This is a genomic window from Clostridium lamae, assembly GCF_033043255.1.
Classification (GTDB): domain Bacteria; phylum Bacillota; class Clostridia; order Clostridiales; family Clostridiaceae; genus Clostridium; species Clostridium lamae.
Genome location: NZ_JASCQJ010000031.1, coordinates 12101 through 33981, shown reverse-complemented (window position 1 = coordinate 33981; position 21881 = coordinate 12101). Strand labels below are relative to the sequence as shown.

The 21881-nt window shown below is 29.8% G+C and carries 22 protein-coding genes; all 22 read right to left on the bottom strand.

The window, feature by feature from the left end; genetic code table 11:
- Window positions 1-104: 104 nt before the first annotated feature.
- The 22 genes from QK892_RS13500 to QK892_RS13395 all read right to left on the bottom strand — a co-directional run bounded on the left by QK892_RS13500 (window position 105) and on the right by QK892_RS13395 (window position 21807).
- Window positions 105-704 carry a TetR/AcrR family transcriptional regulator gene (locus QK892_RS13500; RefSeq protein ID WP_317274064.1) on the bottom strand — a complete coding sequence of 200 codons (600 nt, stop codon included), beginning with the start codon at window positions 702-704 and terminating at the stop codon, window positions 105-107.
- Window positions 705-950: 246 nt separating this feature from the next.
- A complete protein-coding gene (locus QK892_RS13495; RefSeq protein ID WP_317274063.1) occupies window positions 951-1436 on the bottom strand; it encodes an AmiS/UreI family transporter in 486 nt (161 codons plus the stop codon).
- A 21-nt stretch (window positions 1437-1457) separates the two neighbouring features.
- Entirely contained in the window at window positions 1458-2291 is an 834-nt protein-coding gene (locus tag QK892_RS13490; protein ID WP_317274062.1) for an urease accessory protein UreD, read from the bottom strand.
- Between the two features lies 1 nt (window position 2292).
- Window positions 2293-2907, bottom strand: a complete 615-nt coding sequence (gene ureG / locus QK892_RS13485) for an urease accessory protein UreG (protein ID WP_317274061.1) — start codon at window positions 2905-2907, stop codon at window positions 2293-2295.
- A 50-nt stretch (window positions 2908-2957) separates the two neighbouring features.
- Window positions 2958-3683 (bottom strand): urease accessory protein UreF, encoded by a 726-nt coding sequence (locus QK892_RS13480; RefSeq protein ID WP_317274060.1) that lies wholly within the window; start codon window positions 3681-3683, stop codon window positions 2958-2960.
- Window positions 3658-4110: an urease accessory protein UreE gene (locus QK892_RS13475; RefSeq protein ID WP_317274059.1), complete on the bottom strand. Its 453-nt coding sequence runs from the start codon at window positions 4108-4110 to the stop codon at window positions 3658-3660. Before QK892_RS13475 ends, QK892_RS13480 begins: the two co-directional genes overlap by 26 nt.
- A 133-nt stretch (window positions 4111-4243) precedes the next feature.
- Window positions 4244-5959, bottom strand: coding sequence for an urease subunit alpha (gene ureC, locus QK892_RS13470; protein ID WP_317274058.1), 1716 nt, complete (start codon window positions 5957-5959; stop codon window positions 4244-4246).
- Entirely contained in the window at window positions 5959-6285 is a 327-nt protein-coding gene (gene ureB / locus QK892_RS13465; protein ID WP_317274057.1) for an urease subunit beta, read from the bottom strand. Before ureB ends, ureC begins: the two co-directional genes overlap by 1 nt.
- An 18-nt stretch (window positions 6286-6303) precedes the next feature.
- Window positions 6304-6606, bottom strand: coding sequence for an urease subunit gamma (locus QK892_RS13460; RefSeq protein ID WP_317274056.1), 303 nt, complete (start codon window positions 6604-6606; stop codon window positions 6304-6306).
- Between the two features lie 111 nt (window positions 6607-6717).
- The gene (locus QK892_RS13455; protein WP_317274055.1) at window positions 6718-7458 is read right to left on the bottom strand and encodes an energy-coupling factor ABC transporter ATP-binding protein; all 741 of its coding nucleotides are present in this window, start codon (window positions 7456-7458) and stop codon (window positions 6718-6720) included.
- 33 nt (window positions 7459-7491) lie between these two features.
- On the bottom strand, window positions 7492-8220 hold the full coding sequence (locus QK892_RS13450; RefSeq protein ID WP_317274054.1) for an energy-coupling factor transporter transmembrane component T family protein: 729 nt from the start codon (window positions 8218-8220) through the stop codon (window positions 7492-7494).
- 1 nt (window position 8221) lies between these two features.
- On the bottom strand, window positions 8222-9274 hold the full coding sequence (locus QK892_RS13445; RefSeq protein WP_317274053.1) for an energy-coupling factor ABC transporter permease: 1053 nt from the start codon (window positions 9272-9274) through the stop codon (window positions 8222-8224).
- A 199-nt stretch (window positions 9275-9473) separates the two neighbouring features.
- On the bottom strand, window positions 9474-10265 hold the full coding sequence (locus tag QK892_RS13440; RefSeq protein WP_317274052.1) for an SDR family oxidoreductase: 792 nt from the start codon (window positions 10263-10265) through the stop codon (window positions 9474-9476).
- Window positions 10266-10524: 259 nt separating this feature from the next.
- Window positions 10525-12378, bottom strand: a complete 1854-nt coding sequence (locus tag QK892_RS13435; RefSeq protein ID WP_317274051.1) for an ABC transporter ATP-binding protein — start codon at window positions 12376-12378, stop codon at window positions 10525-10527.
- Window positions 12379-12381: 3 nt separating this feature from the next.
- Complete coding sequence (locus QK892_RS13430; RefSeq protein ID WP_317274050.1) at window positions 12382-14100, bottom strand: ABC transporter ATP-binding protein; 1719 nt, start codon at window positions 14098-14100, stop codon at window positions 12382-12384.
- A gap of 288 nt (window positions 14101-14388) precedes the next feature.
- On the bottom strand, window positions 14389-15186 hold the full coding sequence (locus QK892_RS13425; protein WP_317274049.1) for an ABC transporter ATP-binding protein: 798 nt from the start codon (window positions 15184-15186) through the stop codon (window positions 14389-14391).
- Entirely contained in the window at window positions 15186-16196 is a 1011-nt protein-coding gene (locus QK892_RS13420) for a FecCD family ABC transporter permease (protein WP_317274048.1), read from the bottom strand. Before QK892_RS13420 ends, QK892_RS13425 begins: the two co-directional genes overlap by 1 nt.
- An 18-nt stretch (window positions 16197-16214) precedes the next feature.
- Window positions 16215-17357, bottom strand: a complete 1143-nt coding sequence (locus tag QK892_RS13415) for an ABC transporter substrate-binding protein (protein ID WP_317274047.1) — start codon at window positions 17355-17357, stop codon at window positions 16215-16217.
- A gap of 73 nt (window positions 17358-17430) precedes the next feature.
- Window positions 17431-18561: an ABC transporter substrate-binding protein gene (locus tag QK892_RS13410; RefSeq protein WP_317274046.1), complete on the bottom strand. Its 1131-nt coding sequence runs from the start codon at window positions 18559-18561 to the stop codon at window positions 17431-17433.
- 32 nt (window positions 18562-18593) lie between these two features.
- Window positions 18594-19772, bottom strand: a complete 1179-nt coding sequence (locus QK892_RS13405; protein ID WP_317274045.1) for a nitrogenase component 1 — start codon at window positions 19770-19772, stop codon at window positions 18594-18596.
- Entirely contained in the window at window positions 19772-21043 is a 1272-nt protein-coding gene (locus tag QK892_RS13400; RefSeq protein ID WP_317274044.1) for a nitrogenase component 1, read from the bottom strand. The genes QK892_RS13405 and QK892_RS13400 overlap by 1 nt, the downstream gene beginning before the upstream one ends.
- Complete coding sequence (locus tag QK892_RS13395) at window positions 21034-21807, bottom strand: nitrogenase iron protein NifH (RefSeq protein ID WP_317274043.1); 774 nt, start codon at window positions 21805-21807, stop codon at window positions 21034-21036. Before QK892_RS13395 ends, QK892_RS13400 begins: the two co-directional genes overlap by 10 nt.
- Between the last annotated feature and the right edge of the window lie 74 nt (window positions 21808-21881).

Sequence of the window (21881 nt, the reverse complement as noted above, 5' to 3'; positions counted from 1 at the left end):
CAATAACAGCAGCTTATTATCTTAATCTTATATAAAAAATATTTCCTCTCATATATAGAAACCTCCTAAATATCTTGATAATTAATACTCAAAGTCAATTGAAATTAAGATAAATTTGTAAGTTCATTGGCTACACCACTAAAAAGAATTTCTTGAACTATTGGATATATATCCTCTCCAATATCCTTTTTATGAATAATCATAGCTAATGAAGCACGAATAACACCTGCAATAACTTCTATATCTTTATTTACTATTCTTCCTAATTCCCTATTCTTTTTTATAAATTCCATTACTGGAGCAATACTTCTTAGATTATTAGCTGAATACTCTGGACTTATCCTCCTAGATACCATGTTATATTCTTCTAAGTTAGTTATTAATCTTTGTGTTAATATATATTTTTCCAATACAGAAGACATTTCATGTAAATAAACCTTTATTGCATCTCGAATATTTTCTTCTCTTTCTACTTTAGGCCAAACTTCCTTTTCAATTTCTTCACCTTCAAAGGCTAATAATTCTAGATAAAGCATTTCCTTTGATTCAAAAAAAGAATAAAAGCTACTTTTTGCTATAAACACTGAAGAAGTTATATCTTGAATAGACGTATTTTTTAAGCCTTTCGATATAAACAGCTCATGTGCAGCATTCATCATATCAATTCTTATATTTTGTTTTTCAAACTCTGTAAATTTCGGCATTTTATTTTCACCTCTAATTAATATTTATTTAAATATAAAAACAATTTGTTTATTTGTTTTTATTATAGTCATATCTAATAATAGTGTCAACTAAAATTTTATGTCAACAACTTGAGATACTACTTAAAATAATATTAGGTTTTTTATTTAACAATAAAAAAGAAGCTATATAATAACTTCTTTTTTATCTATGTAACTTTGGGAATAATTTGTATAAAAATTAATAATTAACTACCTAAAGTAGCATTACCACTTATCAACAAGCATCAAAAATCCTGGTATCCAAGCAGTTATAATTCCTTCAAATATAGCTAAATATGGAACAAACTTTCCAAGATTTTTCTTTAGAATTATTTCTATAAATGCTGTAAGCCAAAGTATTCCCCATAATATCCATATAGTCCCCATTCTCCAATCTGAATCTTGTGTAAAACTAAGATATGCACATGGTATAGTATTTATAGCTACAAATAAGCTATACCAGGCATACGGTCTCTTATCTAAATTAAATATACCGTTTATACCTACAAATAAATATGTAAAACCAAATAATAATCCTGTTCCTACTGCATAGTATTCTCCCTGTATTACATTCACAGTATCAATTACTACTGCTAAAGCCCCTGTAAATATATTCATTATAGCAGCTGATTTTTCATCTATATTGCACAACCTACTTATACCATTATTTATTAGAACTATTCCTACATATAATAATACTATTCCTAACATATGTATTCACGACCTATCTTTTTAATATTTACGTATAGATAACTCTCTAGAGTTTAAAAATTTCTTCCTTATGTAGTTATGACATAACTTTATTGCACTCTCTATATTTTGAGTCAAATTACCTAACACTCTTAATACAAAACCATTTACTTCTAGTTCTGATATACCAAAGTATATTGGTAAATTTAAATTTTTGATTTCATTTCTTAAATTCTCAATTATTTCCATATTGATATTTTTATTTATTACAAGTAAAGTTCCAAAATTTTGATATCCTTCAAAAAATCCTAATTTAGTAACATCATTTTTTTTTGGATTTACTAATAAATTATCTAATAAAACTAACTCATTATTTACATATACATTTGTTTTTAATTGTACATTACTATATTGAAATTCATCTCCTTCTTTTGACCACCCAGATGTAATTCCATCACTATATATAAGTGTTGCACTATCATCCATATAAATATTATTTACTTGTTTATAAATTGCATTTTTATATAGTATTACACTATCTGTTATATACTCTAAGATACTATTTTTCTCTAAATTTATTATAGTTTCTTGTTCCGTTCTCTCATCATTCTCACATTTATATACTTTTGTAGATGATTGAGTTGTTATAATAGCTCTCGAATCTTCCTTTTGTGTAATGCTGTATTTGTATTTTTCTCCTTCAACATATCCACCTCCAAGACCAACTATAAAATAAGTTGAAATTTTTTCACTATCAAGATGAATAGTTGGAGATACTTTTATTAGACCATTAAACCTTTTTTCACTTATAACAGTTTTACCATTCTTTTGCTCTAATACTATATCAAATTCTCCAGCATACTTACTTTTGCTCATATTAGTTGATTCCTTCTAATAAACAATTCTTTTTAATCCACGATAGAACTTCATTCACACCTTCATCTTTTTTTAAATTAGTAAATATAAATGTATTTTCTTTTCTAAATGTCAATGTATCTTTTTTCATAACTTCTAAATCTGCACCAACATGAGGGGCTAAATCTATCTTGTTAATGATAAACAAGTCACTCTTTATCATTCCCTGCCCTGCTTTTCTTGGAATCTTTTCACCTTGTGCTACGTCAATAATATAAATAGAAAAATCAACTAAATCTGGACTAAATGTTGCTGCTAAATTATCCCCACCACTTTCCAAGAAAATAATATCTAAGTCATTAAATCTACTTTTCATTTCTTCTATAGCAGCAAAATTCATAGATGCATCTTCTCTTATTGCTGTATGTGGGCATCCACCTGTCTCTACTCCAATAACTCTATCTTCACTTAGTACAGAATTCTTAACCAGAAACTTAGCATCTTCCTTTGTATAAATATCATTTGTAATAACTGCACAATTATATTTATCTTTCATTACTCTAGTTAATCTTTCTATTAATAAGGTTTTTCCGCTTCCAACAGGTCCTCCTACCCCTATTATTACTGTTTTTTTCATATAACCACCCTTTCATATATAGTTAATTCTAATTATTCAAATTTTGAATTTTAAGACATAAATAATCTAAATTCTAGTACTTCATGATTTATCTGTGACAGCTCAATACCTGGTGTACTTGCACCAAAAAAGCTATAATCTAAATTATTAATCTTTTCATATAAAGCTTTAAAATTCTCACTACATTTTTTAAGAATTATCTGCCCATCTTTCTGTCCTAGCGGTATAGCCCTAACACCATTTTGAATAAGTGTTGAGATTGTACTATACATATGAAAACTTATAGCTTCCTCCTCAGAAAAATTCAAATTATACATAAGCAATCCAAATACTATAGCTGGATGACCAAAAGCTTCCTTTGTATTAATTTTTTCTTCATATTCTTTTAAAATATCAATATTATATAAATCAAGAAAAATATTAATCATTCTTTTTGCTATAAGCTTTGAACCATTTCTAGTTTCTTTAGCTATGGTTTGAACTGTAAGCATTCTATCAAGTTCTAAGATCTTCTCTAACTCATTTTTATTTAAATATTCATACAACATTCTAATTGCTAATCCATCACTAAAAATAAATACATTGTTTAAAAATACATGCAGATACTCTTTTAAACTCTCTGTACTATTAATCTTATTGTTTCTTAAATAAGTCTCCATACCATAAGAATGATTAAAGGAACCTATAGGAAAGCTAGAATCGCATATTTGTATAACACGTAATATGTTTATAATATTATTTTCACTATTTTTAGTGAGTATGTGCGAATTCAACATGTCTAAACGCCTTTTTCAAAGTTATATTTTCTCTAGAATAATTAATATTATCTCTTTTTAATTCCTCTTCTACTAATCTGTCATATTGTATTATCATTTTATCGTCCTCAAACTGTGCTTGAAGATGCCTATTTCCTAAAGCGTGTGCTATCATTCCCATTTCTGTTAAAGTTTTTGGTTTAATAACTAAAACATCTTCACTATTAACTTTCACAACTATAAGTTTATTATCTGCATTATAAAGAATATCTCCATCTTTTAAATTTTCACTGTTTTCAAGCGTTATTCCATATTCTCTATTATGGTCAGATGTAACTCTTAGAATTCTCTTAAGCATATCTTCACTATTCACATATATTGTTTCAATATGATATCCATTTAAGTTATCTATTTCATTAATATTTCCTATAACCTCATTAAAAATCATTCTCTACCTCCTGAACGCCTGCGGCATAATTTATAATGCATAATGCGTAATGCACAATTGCTCCGCAAAATTTATAATGCATAATGCGTAATGCATAATTAATGTGAAAACTCCTTGCGGAGTTTTTTTGAAGTTAGAATAAGAAGTATCTTTGTGCTAATGGTAATTCTTTTGCTGGTTCGCAGGTTATTAACTCTCCATCTACGGTAACATTGTATGTTTCTGGATCAACACCTAGCTTTGGAGTTGCATTATTTAATTTCATATCTTTCTTTGTTAAATTTCTTATTCCTTCTACTGGCAATACTAACTTTTGTAATCCTAATTCTTCTTTTATGCCATGTTCGTATGCGTATTTAGAAACAAAAGTTGCAGAGGTTGGATATTTTGCTCTTCCATATGCGCCAAAACAATCTCTATATATTTCTGGCTGACATGTTGGAATAGATGCATTTGCTTCTCCTATTATTGATTTATTTACCATACCACCTTTTATTACTAAATGTGGTTTTACACCAAAGAATTCTGTATCCCAAATTACTAAATCTGCCATTTTACCTACTTCTACAGAACCTACGTATTTTGATATTCCTTGTGCTAATGCAGGATTTATAGTGTATTTTGCAATATATCTTCTTACTCTATTATTATCATTTTCTTCAGAATCGCCTTCTAAGATTCCTCTTTGCATTTTCATCTTGCTTGCAGTTTGCCATGTTCTAGTAATAACTTCACCAACTCTTCCCATAGCCATTGAGTCAGAACTCATAATACTAAATACTCCCATATCTTGTAATATATCTTCTGCTGCAATTGTTTGTTCTCTTATTCTAGAATCTGCAAATGCAATATCTTCTGGAACTTTAGGATCTAAGTGATGACAAACCATAAGCATATCTAAGTGTTCTGCTATTGTATTTATAGTAAATGGTTTAGTTGGATTAGTTGATGCTGGCAGTACATTAAGTTTAGAAGCTACTTTTAATAAGTCTGGTGCGTGCCCACCACCTGCTCCTTCAGTATGGAATGTATGTATTGTTCTTCCTGCAAATGCTTCAATTGTATGTTCTACAAATCCGCCTTCATTTAATGTATCAGTATGTACTGCAACTTGAATATCATATTCATCTGCTGTTTTTAGCGAATAATCTATTGCTGATCTTGTTGCTCCCCAATCTTCATGGACCTTAAGCCCACAAGCACCTGCTTCAATTTGCTCTGCTGTAACTTTAATATTTGCTCCACTGCCTTTTCCTAAAAAACCAAGATTTATTGGAAATCCATCTGATGATTGCAACATGCGATGAATAGACCACTTTCCTGGTGTCGAAGTAACAGCATTTGTTCCATCAACAGGGCCTGTTCCTCCTCCTATAAGCGTTGTTATTCCACCTTCTAATGCAACATCAACAAGCTGCGGACTTATAAAATGTATATGAGTATCTATACCACCTGCAGTTATTATTCTTCCCTCTCCAGCCAATGCTTCTGTACTTGGTGAAACTATAAAATCTACATCGTCCATAGTATGAGGATTTCCACCCTTACCTATGGCTAAAATCTTTCCATCACGAATACCTATATCAGCTTTATATATTCCTGTATAATCTATAATAGTGGCTCCAGTAATAATCATATCTGCTACCATAGGGTTTTCTCTGCTTTCAATTGCATTTTGCCCCATTCCATCTCTTAAGACCTTACCACCTCCAAATTTACACTCATCACCATATCCTGTATAATCTTTTTCAATTTCAACAAATAATTCTGTATCACCTAGTCTTATTTTATCTCCCTTAGTTGGTCCAAATAATTCTACATAACGGTGTTTATCAATTTGAAAACTCATTACTCTTTACAACCCCTTCCATCTAAATATCCATCAACTAAATTACGTAAACCGTAAACTCTTCTAACTCCTCCAATATCAATTAAATTGATTTCTTTTTTATCTCCTGGTTCAAATCTAACTGCAGTCCCCGATGGAATATCTAGTCTCTTTCCATAAGCTTTTTCCCTATCAAATTTTAAGAAATCGTTTACTTCATAAAAATGATAGTGCGATCCTATTTGCACTGGTCTATCCCCAGTATTCACTACTTCAAGTTTAATTGCTTCTTTTCCCTTGTTATACTCTATAGTTCCTTCTTTTATAATTAATTCTCCAGGTCTCAAATTTATCTATCCCCTTTCTTAACGTATTGGTTCATGTACTGTAACTAATTTAGTTCCATCTGGAAATGTTGCTTCCACTTGAACTACTGGAATCATATCAGCTATACCTTCCATTACATCACTCTTACTTAAAATTTTTGTGCCATAGTCCATTAAATCTTTTACTTCTCTCCCTTCCCTAGCCCCTTCTAAAAGTTCATGGGTAATTATAGCCACAGATTCAGGGTAATTTAGCTTTAAGCCCTTCTCTTTTCTTCTTCTTGCAACATCAGCTGCAACAACAATCATAAGTTTTTCTTTTTCTCTTTCTGTTAAATGCAATTTATTCTTCCTCCCTTTTGTGTTAATTTATCAAGTATTATCTATTATTTGTAATTTGAAAATTAAAAATACATAATTTTTTCTAAATTATGTATTTTAAAATAACTTTTATTATTCTTTTCGATTTACTAATGATAAAGGTAGCTCTAAATTGCTTTCTTCCATAATATCTTTATTACTAAGTATGGAGTATGAATCTCCTTCCTTAATAATTTCTCCATTGCTAAACACTAGCACTCTATCACATACATCTAGTATCATATCTAAATCATGGCTCGCAATAATTATTGTTTCTTTTAAATGTTTTATTAAATTTATAACTCTTCTCCTAGACTTTGGATCTAAATATGCTGTTACTTCATCCATTAAAATTATCTCTGGATTCATGACCATAATTCCTGCTATTGCTACAACCTTCTTTTCTCCACCTGATAATTTATATATCTGCTTATTTCTTAATCCTTCAATTTGAAATTCTTCTAGTATCCTACCTATTTTGAAATTTATATTGTCTTCATCTTTTTTACTACTTCTAAGACCAAAAGCAATATCATCATATACAGTATTCATAAAAAGCTGATTATCTGACTCTTGAAAAACAAAACCTATTTTTTTTCTTACTTCCTTCAAGTTTTTTTTATTAATCAAAATATCATTTACACTAATTTTTCCACTTTCTGCTGTTATAATGCCAGTAAGTAATTTAAGCATTGTAGATTTTCCTGCTCCATTTGAACCTATAATTCCAAGTTTCTCTCCATCACTTACGTCAAAAGATACATCTTTTATAGCCCTATATCCATCTGGATATTTATAATAAATATTACCTACTTCTATTACTCTTTTACTCATAACTCCTCCGAAACTTATATCATAAGCTGATTATTATAGAAAAATTAAAATCACTGTAAATGTAATTAAATATAAAAAGTCAATATATCCTGCTCTTTTATTACTACTAATATATAAATCACCCTCAAATCCCCTAAGTTTCATTGACTCATATACTTTTTCTGATCTATCTATAGTTTTTAAAAGCATTTGTCCTATTATCTGTCCATAATCTTTCATAGTCATAGATTTTTCTCCTATGGTCCTTAACTCATAAGCAGATTTCACTCTATAAAATTCTTCCATTATCAAAATTATATATCTATATAACATTAATATCTGCATTGTTAAAATATTAGGTATCTTTAGTTTTTTAAGACCACATACTAAATTATTAATTCCAGTAGTTACTATCAAAAGAAGTGCTCCTATTAAAGAAAAAATACATTTAAATAGTAGCACTAATGAAAAATAAATCTCTGCATAAGAGAAATCTATAATCAAGTTAATTACTGATAGCCCCATCACAATAGGTAAAACAAATAAAACTTTTTTTAATATAAATTTTAATGGCACTTTTCCAAATATAAATAATGTTGAAGTATAAATTAATACAAATATAATATCTTCTGCTATAAATTCTTTTATAGATAGAACTTTTATTACATAAATAATAGTAACTATTATTTTTATAGATGAATCTATTCTGTGAATTATAGTAAACTTATCTCCTAGTTCATCTATTTTTCTAATATTAAATATAGCATTACTAATATCATTCATCTTATTTATCCTTAAACTTATCTTCTATTTCATTTAAATTTCCATTACTAGCATATAATTTTTTTCTTCTTGTAGATAGATAAGTTATCATGACTATAATTCCTATTGTAATTATAATTCCAACGATACCGGCTGTTATTGTGCCTATAACTCCTTCAGTTACAGATAAATCATCACCCTTAAATCCATAGTCTGGTAAAAATGACGTTTTACTTTGTACTTCAGATACCTTTTCATGAATATTTCCACTAGTGCTTAACTCTTCGCTTCCTGAAGTTTTTAAAATAGACCATTCAAGTCCATCTGGATGTGATGAAGCTAAAAGTGAAATTCCTCCTCCAACAACTAATGCAGCTACCACTATAATAGAAATTATTTTTTTCTTGGTCATTTTATAATTTTTACGTATTTCTGCTTTTTCCAAAATATCTGGTCTATTTTCATATAAGAAATTAAGTACTAATCCTGTTACTATTCCTTCTACTATTCCAATAGCTAAATGTATTGGTTGCATAAAAATAACAAATGTTACAAATGGTAGTTTAGTTACTCCTGATGCTAATGTTTGTAATGCAACTAAAAATGCCCCACATTGTAATCCAATAGTTGAAGCTAAAATTGATGCTGTCATAATTCTTTTTTTAGAATACTGTTTGCTAATTATATTTTTATAAATAAGCTTGTATCCTATAAAACAACTAAAAAAAGCAATATTAATAATATTGCACCCTAAAGCCAAAAGACCTCCATCACCAAAAAATAAAGCTTGAACTATTAGTATTGATGTAAGTGATAAAAAGCCGGCCTCTGGTCCCAAGATTGCTGCAAGCAGAACTCCTCCCCCAATATGTCCACTTGATCCTGTACCAGGTATTGAAAAATTAACCATTTGAGCTGCAAACACAAAAGCTCCTATAACCCCCATTAAAGGTATTTTATTTTGGATATCTTCTTCCTTCCTTATTTTATTAACTGAATAAGCTGTAACTCCAGCTGCTACAACTACCATTGCAGAGCCAACCATAGGAGTTATTAATGCATCAGCCATATGCATTTTTATTCCCCCTGAATATATTATTTCTAAAATATACTTATTCATTTTTACCATTTTATATGCAAATTATTAATTGATAAAAGGATTTAATTCAACTACATTTATTTCAATTATTATTATTCCAAATCATTTATTTACAGAAAAATACACCTATATTTAATCTATAGGTGTATTTTTCTAATCTATTAATTTAATAATTTTACTTTAAAAGTTTTCTCTTATTAAAAGGAGATATCATAAATCTTTTAGCTGATTTCATATTTGTAAGCCAAACTAAGTGTGCATCCTGTTTCGTATTGCTAAGAATTCTAGGAACAAAGAACTCAGCTACTGTTTCAGGATTATCTGCAAGGGTATTAAAAATCTTTTTAAATTTATCATCTTCTGTAACAGATGAAACCTCACCAGTAGGTGATTTTGTAATGAAATCTGTAAGCATCATTCCTGGTGACAATCTACCTATCTTTACAGGTGAATCCTTTAACTCCTTAGCCATCGCCTTTGTAAAATAAGTAAGTGCTCTTTTAGAAGTACCATATAGAATAGTCTGTTCAATAACCATATCATTTGAACCTAAGCCTTCCATATTCCAAATCTGACCTTTTCCTTGCTTAATCATATTTTCAGCAGCAATTTTAGATCCATACATAACACCTTTGATATTTGTATCTACAACTGCATCAATATATTCATCAGGTGTATCCCAAATATATTCACGAGGACAATTTTGCCCAGCATTATTAATCCAAATATCTACACTTCCCCATTTCTCAACTGATTTTCTCCATAAGTATCTAATATCTTCTTTGTTTCTAACATTACAAGTAATATAAATATGTTTCTCATTAAACTTATTAAGTTTTTCTTTTGCATTATCATATGATTCAGGTTTTGATCCAGAAATAGTAACATTACACCCTAGATTTAAAAATTTCTTAGCCATTTCAAAACCTAAACCACGAGTACTTCCTGTTATTACCACATTCTTCATTATTAATACCCCTTTACCTCTTTAATTTATTTTATTATAAATAGCTTTTACTAAATTAGAAATCATATATTTTATGTTATAATTATCACCACTACTTACATCCTTTTAGCCAAAAGTAATACTTTAAGAATTAATAATATTCATTTATTATATACATTTGTTATATTCGTTAAACTTTTTAAAAATCCTTTAGAAATATATATTATAAAAAACTTAATTTACTATAAAACATTTTTAGCGTCAGTTCTATATTTATAATTTATTCATTTCTTTCATTTAACTTTCCCATCTGACTTATTACCATTTGGAAGTAATATCCTTTTTTCTCCATTAAGCTTTTATGATCTCCGCTTTCAAGTATTTTGCCATCACCAATAACCATAATATTATCTGCATCCCTAATGGTAGAAAGTCTATGAGCAATTAAGAAGCTGGTTCTATTTTTCATTAATCGAACTAAGGCATTTTGAATATCCTTCTCTGTCTTAGTATCTACACTGCTGGTTGCCTCATCTAAAATAAGAATTGGACTATCACACAAAACTGCTCTAGCAATAGCGATAAGCTGACGCTGTCCTTGACTTAAATTATCAGTAGTTCCCGAAACCATGGTATTATATCCCTTTGGCAATTTACTTATAAATTCATGCGCATGAGCTATTTTAGCAGCATTAATCACCTCTTCATCAGATGCAGAACTTTGAGAATATCTAATATTATCCATGATTGTTCCTGTAAATAAACATGTATCTTGAAGTACTACAGAAAAGCATTTTCTAAGACTGTTTCTTTTTAAACTTGTTATAGGTTCATTATCTATAAAAACCTCTCCACTGTCACTATCATAAAATCGTGTAAGAAGATTAACTATAGTTGTTTTACCTGAACCTGTTTCTCCAACTAAAGCTACAGTTTCTCCTGCTTTAACCTTAAAATTAATATTCTTTAAAATAGGAGTAGATTTATCATAGGAAAAACATACATCCTTAAACTCTACATCTCCATTTGGAGATTCAAGCTCTATTGCTCCTTCTATATCTTCTTTTTCCTCTAAGGTATCTAAAACTTCAAAAACTCTCTCAGCACCAGCAAGGGCAGATTGTATTGTATTAAACATTCCAGCTACAGAGTTTAGAGGTTGGGCAAATTGCTTTGAATAACTAAAAAAACTAACAACAGTTCCTACAGCTAAGCCATATCCTATAGATAGTATTCCTCCAACAATAGCAACTACAGTAAATATAAAATTATTTATAACATTCATTAAAGGCATCATATAACCAGACCATATTTGAGCTTTACTACTACTTGCATAAAGACTCTCATTGATTTCTTTAAAGTTCTCTAAAATATCCTTTTGTTTTCCAAAGGCCTTAACCATTTTTAACCCTAAAATATTTTCTTCAATAACTCCATTTAAAGCACCAAAACTCTTCTGCTGCGCTAAGAAATAGGCTATACTTCTAGATGCAATTGTTTTAGTTAATAAAACTACTAAAGGAACACATAAAAGAACAACTAAAGTAAGCTTAACATTTAAGTTTATCATTACTAAAAATGAACCAAATAGAGTTAGAATACTTGATATAAGATGTGTGGTAGTTTGAGCTATAGTAGAACTAATATTATCTACATCATTAGTGATTCTACTCATGGTATCACCATGAGATCTGGTATCATAAAATCCTAAAGGTAAACGTTGCATCTTATTAAAAAACTCGGTTCTTAAAGCATGGACTAGTTTTTGAGATACTTTAAGCATAATTACTCCATTAATACTTGAAATAATTAAATTAGATAAATGAAGTACTACTATTACCATTAATATTGTTATAAACATACTATTATCTACAGTTCTAGCACTCATATCTAGGTAGTTAAAAGTCTTTCCAACAAAGTAAGGAATAGCCACAGTTATTAAAGAAGTTATAACTGTTAAAATCATTGCTAATAATATGGTTTTTCCCCACCTCATATATATTTTTACAATCCTTCTTAAGGTACCTTTTGCATTTTTCGGCTTTGCCTTAGGCGAAAATCTATTTGGTCCTCCTGCGCCTACTCTTCCTATTGAAGGCATTTGAACATCTATTTTTTTATATGTTTGTGGCACTTCTTATGCCTCCTTACTACTTTCCATTTGAGTTCTATAAATATCTTTATAAACAGGACAACTTTTCATAAGCTCACTATGGGTTCCAAATCCAACCTTTTCCCCATTATCCATAACAAGAATTTTATCTGAAGACATGGCAGTCCCACAGCGCTGTGTAATAGTGATGATAGTTCTATTATCTTCCAAGGAATTAAGATTATCTCTAACTCTAGCTTCAGTAACTGCATCTAAAGCACTAGTTGCATCATCTAAAATAATTATTTTAGATTTCTTAAGAATTCCACGTGCAATAGAAATCCTTTGCTTTTGCCCTCCTGATAAATTAACTCCTCCTCCACCTAAAAGAGTGTTAAATCCATCTGACATATTCTCTATAAAAGAAGCCTCTGCTTTTTCTGCCGCCAATTTAATTTCCTTACTAGAAGCATTCTTGTCACCCCATTTAATATTTTCACTAATTGATCCTGAAAATAACATTGGTTTTTGAGGAACTATAGAAACATTATCTCTAAGATTATCAACACTTATATCTTTAATATTTTTTCCATTAATTAATATACTTCCTTGATTAACATCATAAAACCTTAATAATAACCATGCTATTGTGGACTTCCCACTACCTGTAGGGCCTATTATTGCAAGATTCTCCCCAGCTTTTAAAGAAAAATCTAAACTCTTAATGGCAGGTAAACCACTTCCATTAGGATAGGCAAATGTAACATTTTTAAATTCCACTATCCCATTTAATTTTGATACTTCTCCAATAGAAGAAAAATCCTCTTCACAATTTATAATTTCATCAATACGAGCATTTGAGGCTTTTGTTCTAACAAAAGTATTAAATATATTAGTTATCATTATTAAAGATGTAAGAATTTGAGCCATATAAATTGTAAATGCTGTTATATCTCCAGGATTAATAAGGTTTAAAGAAAAAAGCCTACTTCCAATGAATAAGATAAGTACGGTTCCGATACCAACAATAAATGTCATAAGAGGTGATGTTAAAGTTATAATTATCTGAGAAGAAATCCCCTTCTCCATTAAATTATCGTTAGTTTCTCTAAACTTCTCTTTTTCCTTATCATAGGTGCCAAAAGCCTTAACTAATCTAACACCAATAAGATATTCCTGCACAACTGAATTAACCTTATCCATAGCCTTTTGAAGTTTATAAAAACGTGAGTAACTAAGTTTCATACTAATAACTATAAGAATAGCAACTAATGCTACAACTCCATAAATAATTAATGAAAGTCTAAAATTAAGAATACTTGCAAGGATAATACTACCTATGCAGGTTATTGGAGCTTTTAAAAAAATACGCATAATTCCATTTATAAATTGAACAACTTGAGAAGTATCATTAGTCATACGAGTAATAAGAGACCCACTTTCAATTTTATCAGCCCCATTTTCTGAAAAGTGTAATATCTTTTTAAACAAATCATATCTTAAATCTGCACCAACTCTTTGAGAAACCTTAGATGCAAGAATACTTCTAGTTATGGCAAAACAAGCCCCCAGTAATGTAACCATAAGCATTAAAGCTCCCCAGTAATAAACACTTGAAAGACTACCTCCATATATTCCTGAATTAATTATATTAGACATAAGCGTTGGTCCTAGCAAATCACATATTGACTCCAGGGCTACGCAAGTAACAGCAGTTAAAAAAGGAATTTTATATTTTCTAATGTATTTATTATATAAAGTCAATTTTTCATCTCCTCTTTTATTTAATATTTTATTTTATTTTATATTATACTCTTTAATTTATTCTCCTTGGTAAAAATATTAAAAAAATGTATATAATATGATTATATAAAAAAAATTAGAGCTAGTATCACCCTTGCAAGTGCTACTAACTCTAATTTTCTTTATATCTTAAAATAACTTTATCTTTACTTTCCTCTAAAAATATATTTAAATAATCAACTTTTTAAAGCAAAACTCCTCTATTACCTTCTCACTTTCTTCTCTTAAATAATAATCATGGGTATATAATTATCTAGCTGTTGCAATAGAAATAGGAAATACTGATGTATACTTTTTATCAGAGTGATAAAAGTCTTCTATTTTAACATCCACACTGAATGCTTTACCTAAATTTTCTTCGGTAATAACCTTATTTGCATCTCCAAATATACTACTACCATCACGATTAAGAATCAATGACTTATCTGAGATAGAAATTGCATGATCTGGATAATGAGTATTAACTATAGAAGAAATACCTTCTTCATCACGAAGACTCTTTATAGTATCTAACACAATAAGCTGATTTCTAAAATCTAAATTAGATTCAGGCTCATCTAAAATTAAAAGCTTTGGTTCTGCAGCTAAAGCTCTTGCAATTAGTACCATTTGTAGTTCTCCACCACTTATTTTACTACAAAGTTTTCCTTTTAAATATCCAATCCCAATACGTTCTATACATTTTTCTGCTATTTTTCTATCTTTCTCCCCTGGTTGTTCAAGCATTTTCAAGTGACTATTTCTACCTAATAGAACCATTTCATCTACAGTATAAGCAAAAGCAGAAAGTTTTGCTTGTGGAACATATCCAATTTTTCTCCACACTTCACTATGCTTCATATGTTTTATATTCTTTCCATCTATTAAGGTTTCTCCACTTTTCCAATTTAATAATCCTAGTGTACATTTTAATAAAGTAGTTTTTCCTACTCCATTTGAACCTAAAATAGAAACAATTTCTTTTTCACAAGCACTAAAATTAATATTATTTAGTATTTGTTTACCATTTGAGTATCCAAAACATCCATTTTTCACTTCAAAATTCATTAATGAATACCTCCTGTCTTTCTAAGTAAAATAATAAAGAAAGGTGCCCCTACAAATGCTGTCAAAATAGAAATAGGTATTTCAGAAGCAATAGCACTTCTTGCAATAGTATCAATAACTACCATAAATATAGCTCCAAACCCTATACATGCTGGAATAACACTTTTATTATTATTACCAAATATCATTCTAGAAATATGAGGAATTAAAAGCCCTACCCATCCAATATTTCCACATATAGATACTACAGAAGCTGTAATAAGTGCTGCTGACATAATTGTAAATAATCTTACTACCTTTACATTTACTCCAAGAGATTTTGATTCATCTTCATGTAAAGATAACATGTTCATTTTCCATCTTAAAAGGAAAATTATAATTATCCCTAAAATTATAAGTGGTGCACCAATTATTAACTCGTCAAAACCTACTCCTGATAAACTTCCCATAAGCCAAAAAGTAATTTGTGGTAATGTATCTTGTGGATCTGCAACATATTTTATTAAAGATACCATAGCCTGGAATAATGAACTTATAACCATTCCTGCAAGAATAATCATAATCATAGATCTTTGACCTTTTATTTTACTTATAAAATACACAAGTCCAATACAAGCTATTCCTACTATAAATGCACACATTTGGATACCAATAGAACCAAAACCAAGTATAATACCTAAAGCTGCGCCAAAAGATGCACCAGTAGCCACCCCTAGTGTATCAGGGGTTGCTAATGGATTTGAAAATAAACTTTGGAAGGCTGCTCCAGATACAGCTAGTCCACTACCAGCTAATGCAGCTAGTAATACTCTAGGTAATCTTATATTATATATAACAGTTCTTACATTAGGATCTACTTCTCCTGCTAAACTTTTAGGAAGTAGTGTATTAATTATATCGCCTAAACTGATACTATATCTCCCAATACCCATAGCACCTAGCATAGTAATTATAAGTACTGTACTTATAACTATTACCCAAATACTACTTTTTATATATTTTTTATTCATTTAATTACCTCCAAGTTTCTACAGGCCATCTGCACTTTCTCTTGAAGGATTATACATACTTTCAATTTGCTCATTTGTCATGTCGATATTGTGATAATCTTTATAGTAAGACTTTGTAACTTCTTCTATATTAATATCTTCAAAAAGCTCAGGATATATAGTTTTTGCAAACCATTGTAATGTTACAGGTGTATCTGCACCTGGTGTAAATGTACGATATAATCCTAAAGGCATTTTATATACTTGACCATTTTGTACTGCACTTACTGTACTCCAGTCCTCTCCATCTATAGTATTATTATATAGGTCTTCTGGTTGTACACTTGTGAAGTTAGTTATAATTATGACATCAGGATTCCACTGATATACTTGTTCCATATTTATATTTATAGCATTATTTCCTGTGATATCCTGCGCTACATTAATACTTCCTGTTGCATCAGTCCAATATTGTCCAAAGAAATTCTGACCTGAAGTAGTTATAGTTTTATCATCATATTTATATAAAATTAATACTTTCTTTTTATCTTCTTCTGCTATAGTAGATACTCTTTCTTGAATAAGTTCATAAGCTTCTTTACTATACTCCGATACTTTTTCAGTTATTTCACTTTTTCCAAAAATCTCATCAAATAAATTATTCCATTGAACGTAAGTTTCTACTACATCATAATCCCAATTTGAAACAGATAGTGTTAATGCTGGTATTCCTGCTTTTCTTATAGTTTCAGCTTGATCCTTAGGTACTCCAATAACTATGTCTGGGTCTAACTTTAGAAGTTCTTCAATATTTATTTCAGAACCATTAATAAAATCTGTTTTAGCTTCTAAAATTTCAGGATAAACTTCACTTAAAAGTCCACTTTCTGCAGCACTCATTGATGCTGGATGAAGACCTACAATCTTCTCTGCACCACCTAAATAAACACTAAGTACAGATGCTAATGGTAATGTATTACCAACTACAACTCTATCAATTTTTGTAGGAATCTCTACTTCTACGCCTTCGTGATCAACTACAATCTTAGTAGCTGATTCTTCTACTTGTGTTTCTCCTTTATTACTCTCTTCAGCTGTATTTGCACTTTGACATCCTACTGAACTTAGTATAAGTGAGCCTGTTAAAATAAATGATAATAATTTTTTATATTTTATTTTCATTTTATCCTCTTTTCCATCTTTTGTTTAATTGATATTTCATCTTTATTTATAAAGTAATTTTTAATTTTTAATATTATGCACCAGTAGCACTTTCTCTTGGAGGATTATACATATTTTTAATTTGTTCCTCTGTCATATCAATATTATGATAAGTTTTATAATAATCTTTTGTAACATCTATTATATTTACATCTTCAAAAAGCTCTGGATATACAGTTTTAGCTAACCATTGTAATGTTACAGGAGTATCTGAACCTGGTGTATATGTTCTATATAAACCTAAAGGCATCTTATATACTTCACCATTTTGTACTGCACTTATTGTACTCCAATCATCTCCACCTATAGAGTTATTGTATAAATCTTCAGGTTGAGCACTTGTAAAGTTAGTCATAATTATAACATCTGGATTCCACTCATAAATTTGTTCCATATTAATAGCTATAGCTTCAGGTTCTACAGAATCTTGTCCTACATTAATAGCTCCTATTGCTTCAGCCCAATATTGACCATAATGGTTAGGTCCAGATGTAGTTATAGTATTTTCATCATAGTTAAATAAGAATAATACTTTTTTCTTATCTTCTTCTGCTATAGTAGATACTTTTCCTTGAATTAGTTCATAAGCTTGTTTACTATACTCCGATACTTTTTCAGTAGTTGTACTTTCTCCAAAAATTTGATCAAATAATTTTATCCATCCATCATAAGTTTCTAATACATTAAAATCCCAATCTGTATAAGATACTGTTACTGCAGGTATTCCTGCTTCTCTTAAAGTTTCAGCTTGATCTTTTGGTACTCCAATTACAACATCTGAATTAATTTTTAAAAGTTCTTCAACATTAAATTCAGAACCATTTACAAAATCTGTTTCTGCATTTAGTATTTCAGGATAAATTTCTCCTAAAAGTCCATTTGCTGCTGCTGACATAGCTGTTGGATGAAGTCCTACTATCTTTTCAGCTCCACCTAAATAAACACTAAGTACTGATGCTATTGGTAATGGATTACTAACTACTACTCTATTAACTTCTGTAGGTATTTCTACCTCTGCTCCCACATGGTCAACTATAATCTTAGTAGTCGCCTCTGTTGTTGATTCTTCTTTACTTGTACTTTTTGTACTTTGGCATCCTGCAAAACCAAGTAAAAGTGTTGCTACTAAACTAAGTGATAATAATTTTTTAATTTTTATTTTCATTCTAAACCCTCTTTCTTTATGTAATTAGATTTTTATTTTCTATTCCAATTGTTACCCATATAAACCCATTTTTTCTTATTAGTAAGCTTACTAGAAATTGCATACTTAGGTAATTCTACTAGCTTTACTCCATCTTTCTTCTCTCTATATTGAGTTAAAATCGGATCAGCAACTAATAGTGTGCAATTTTCCATATTTATAAAATTCATAATTTCATCTTCATCTTCTGTATACTTTACTTCTACATTAGACATACCTGTATCTTTTCCGAACATTGAAACTACGTGTACATTTTCGTATCCTTGTGCTATTAATTCCATTCTGATAGAAGAAGCAATAATACCATCCTCTAATATAACAGCATCACCTTTATTACTTCCTATTACATTAATAGGCTGCTCTGATACTTCCATACTTTTTCCATCTTCAAATACTCTTTCAAGACAATTAAAATAATGTTCTGTTCCAAGCTCTCCAACAGGTATACCTGCTAAATATGGCATATTATATTTCTCTTCTAAATCTTTTGCAATTACTGCACCTGACTGTGTAATAGCTAAGTTTACATCTGCCTTATAGAATGATAAAAATTGATCCATATCATTAGACATTGAAAGAATACTAACTACTTCATATCCTTTTGATTCTAGTAATATTTTTAACTCTTCTAAGTTTTCTTCGCTAATATCTAACGGTGTTGCACCTACGATATTTACTTTCTTTCCACTTCTATCAACATTACGTGCAAGCTCTGCTTTCTTTGGTAATACATAATAATCAAGTAACTTAGTAACTCCCATTACTACACCCTCTTTATGACTCCCCATCATCCCTGCAGTAGCAAAGCCAAAGGCTGGAATTCCAAGACGTCTTTCTATATCTTTTGCTACACCATTAAAATCAAATCCAATTATTAATGGTACTGGACTTCCTAAAATTGCAACAAACTTAGGTTTCATATCTTGTGCTGCACGAACTATTTTATCAATGTATACTTCTTCGTTACCCATAATAGCATCATCTCTACGAAGTGAAGTACAGTACACTAATTCTTTTGAATCATATGATCTTGGTTCATCAAATCCTACATAATTACCTGTACAACCAGAAGCATCATGAATACATAACATTCCACCTAGCTCATAAAGTGCTGAACCTACACCTGAATAATCTCCTGCAAAAGGAGGAAGATATCTATATAATCTTTTCATTACACTACCGCTCCATATTCATCTATCATTTTTTCAAGGTCTGCTTTTTCTTCTATAGACTTTTCAAGCATTTCCATAAGTTTTCTTACTCCATTATATCCATACATTTCTTCCTCAGCAGATAAATTTACTACATAATCACTTTGTCGTAAGTATGCACCCTCAAAGCCAATTGCAATCATATGTGTATCTTCATTGTTACGAACTGCACTTTTATGATGTGCTGGTTGTATTATATTAATATCTTGATGATTATTTAATATATATTCATAAGCTTCTTTATCTGATGGAATAGCCTGTTGAGCAATTACTTCAGTTACGTTAAATCCATATTTAAGTAAAGTCTTTGCTAAAGTAAATGGACGAACAGCTGCACTATTAGAAACACTTACTGGAATATTGTTTAGTTTCTTTACAACTCTTTCAATTACAAGCTTAGTTTCTTCTTCTTCTTTTTCTATATCAAACTTTGGATTATCTACTTTAATATGATTTTCAGAAAGCATTTTTCCTAACGTTTCATAATTTTCACGAATTTCATCTATATCATATGTAACCATTGCATCAATAGTCTTTGTTTTATAAGTCTTGTCCATATAGTCTGATGCAAACTTTGCTTGAGGCTTAAGTAGTAAGTTATACTTACTTCTTCCCATCTCACAGAAATCTTCATATTTATCATAATCTGCAATTTGTCTTATTGATATACCATAATCTCCAAAAAACTCAAAGGCTTCACAATCTTCTTCAATACTTGAATAATTACCACAAAGATTTATAGCATCTTCTGTAGCACAATTATCAGTCTTAATAGTTGAGAACATTGATTGTATTGTTGTTACTAAAGGTGGTCTATTAGTATCTGAAGCTATAGGGTTCATATGGCATGAACGAACTGTTACTCCTTTATGAGTATCTTCTATTTGCTTTGCAATAGAATCTATATCTGTACCAATAAAATCATTTATACAAGGAACAAATAAGAATAATACTTTTATACTTTTATCTTTATTAAGTAACTCTTCTGCTACTTCTAAAATTAAATTATCATACCCAATTACAACATCTGCAGATGTAACTGGTAAGTAAGATGTTCTATTTTTATGACCATGTTGCATAGCTCCTAATGCACCATGTCTAAAACATGCAGAAGGACAAATAAATAATAGATGACTTTCTGGAATAAGTGCTGCTATACGTATTAATCCCCAGCCACCATGTCCTGGTGAGCAATAATTTAAAGTACTTTCAAAACAGTGATTTACACACATTTGTCCATATTCTCCTTTGTACATATTTCAATAACTTTTCTGGCAAGTTCTCTGTAATCATCAGCAATATCTGAATTAGGTAAAGCTTCTATAACAGTTTGTCCATTTTCTTCTGATATTTGAACTGCTTCACTTCTACGAATTTTTTGAATAACGTTATGTCCTTCTTCTTTAGCAAACTTTTCTACTAATTCATCTTCATTATCTACTTTTCTTTCATTAAGAATTACACCAGAAACCTTTGCATATCCTCTATTTTTAAAATTATCAACAGCTCTAGAAATATTAGATGCTGCAAATAATGCCATCATTTCTCCACTAGTTACAATAAATACATTCTCTGCATAACCATCTCTTATAGGCATAGCAAACCCACCACATACTACGTCTCCAAGAACATCATATAGTACTATATCTGGCTTATATACTTCAAAAGCATTTAATTCTTCTAACTTTTGAAATGCTGCTATAATACCAAGTCCTGCACATCCTATACCTGGTGTAGGACCTCCAGCTTCTACACATAATACTCCATTATAACCTTCATGTACTATATCTTCTAATTTAACTTCTCTACTTTTATCTTTAATCATATCTAAAACTGTATTAATCTTTTTATTATTTAATAAGTTTTTTGTAGAATCCGCCTTTGGATCACATCCTATTTGCATTACCTTATATTTTTCAGAAAGTGCTGCTGCTAAATTAGATGTTGTTGTTGATTTTCCAATTCCACCTTTACCATAAATGGCTATTTTTATCATTATATTCTCCCTTTCCTCTTGCAAAAATGATATTTTTACCTATAATATTTATTATGAGTTTTTTGTAATAACCA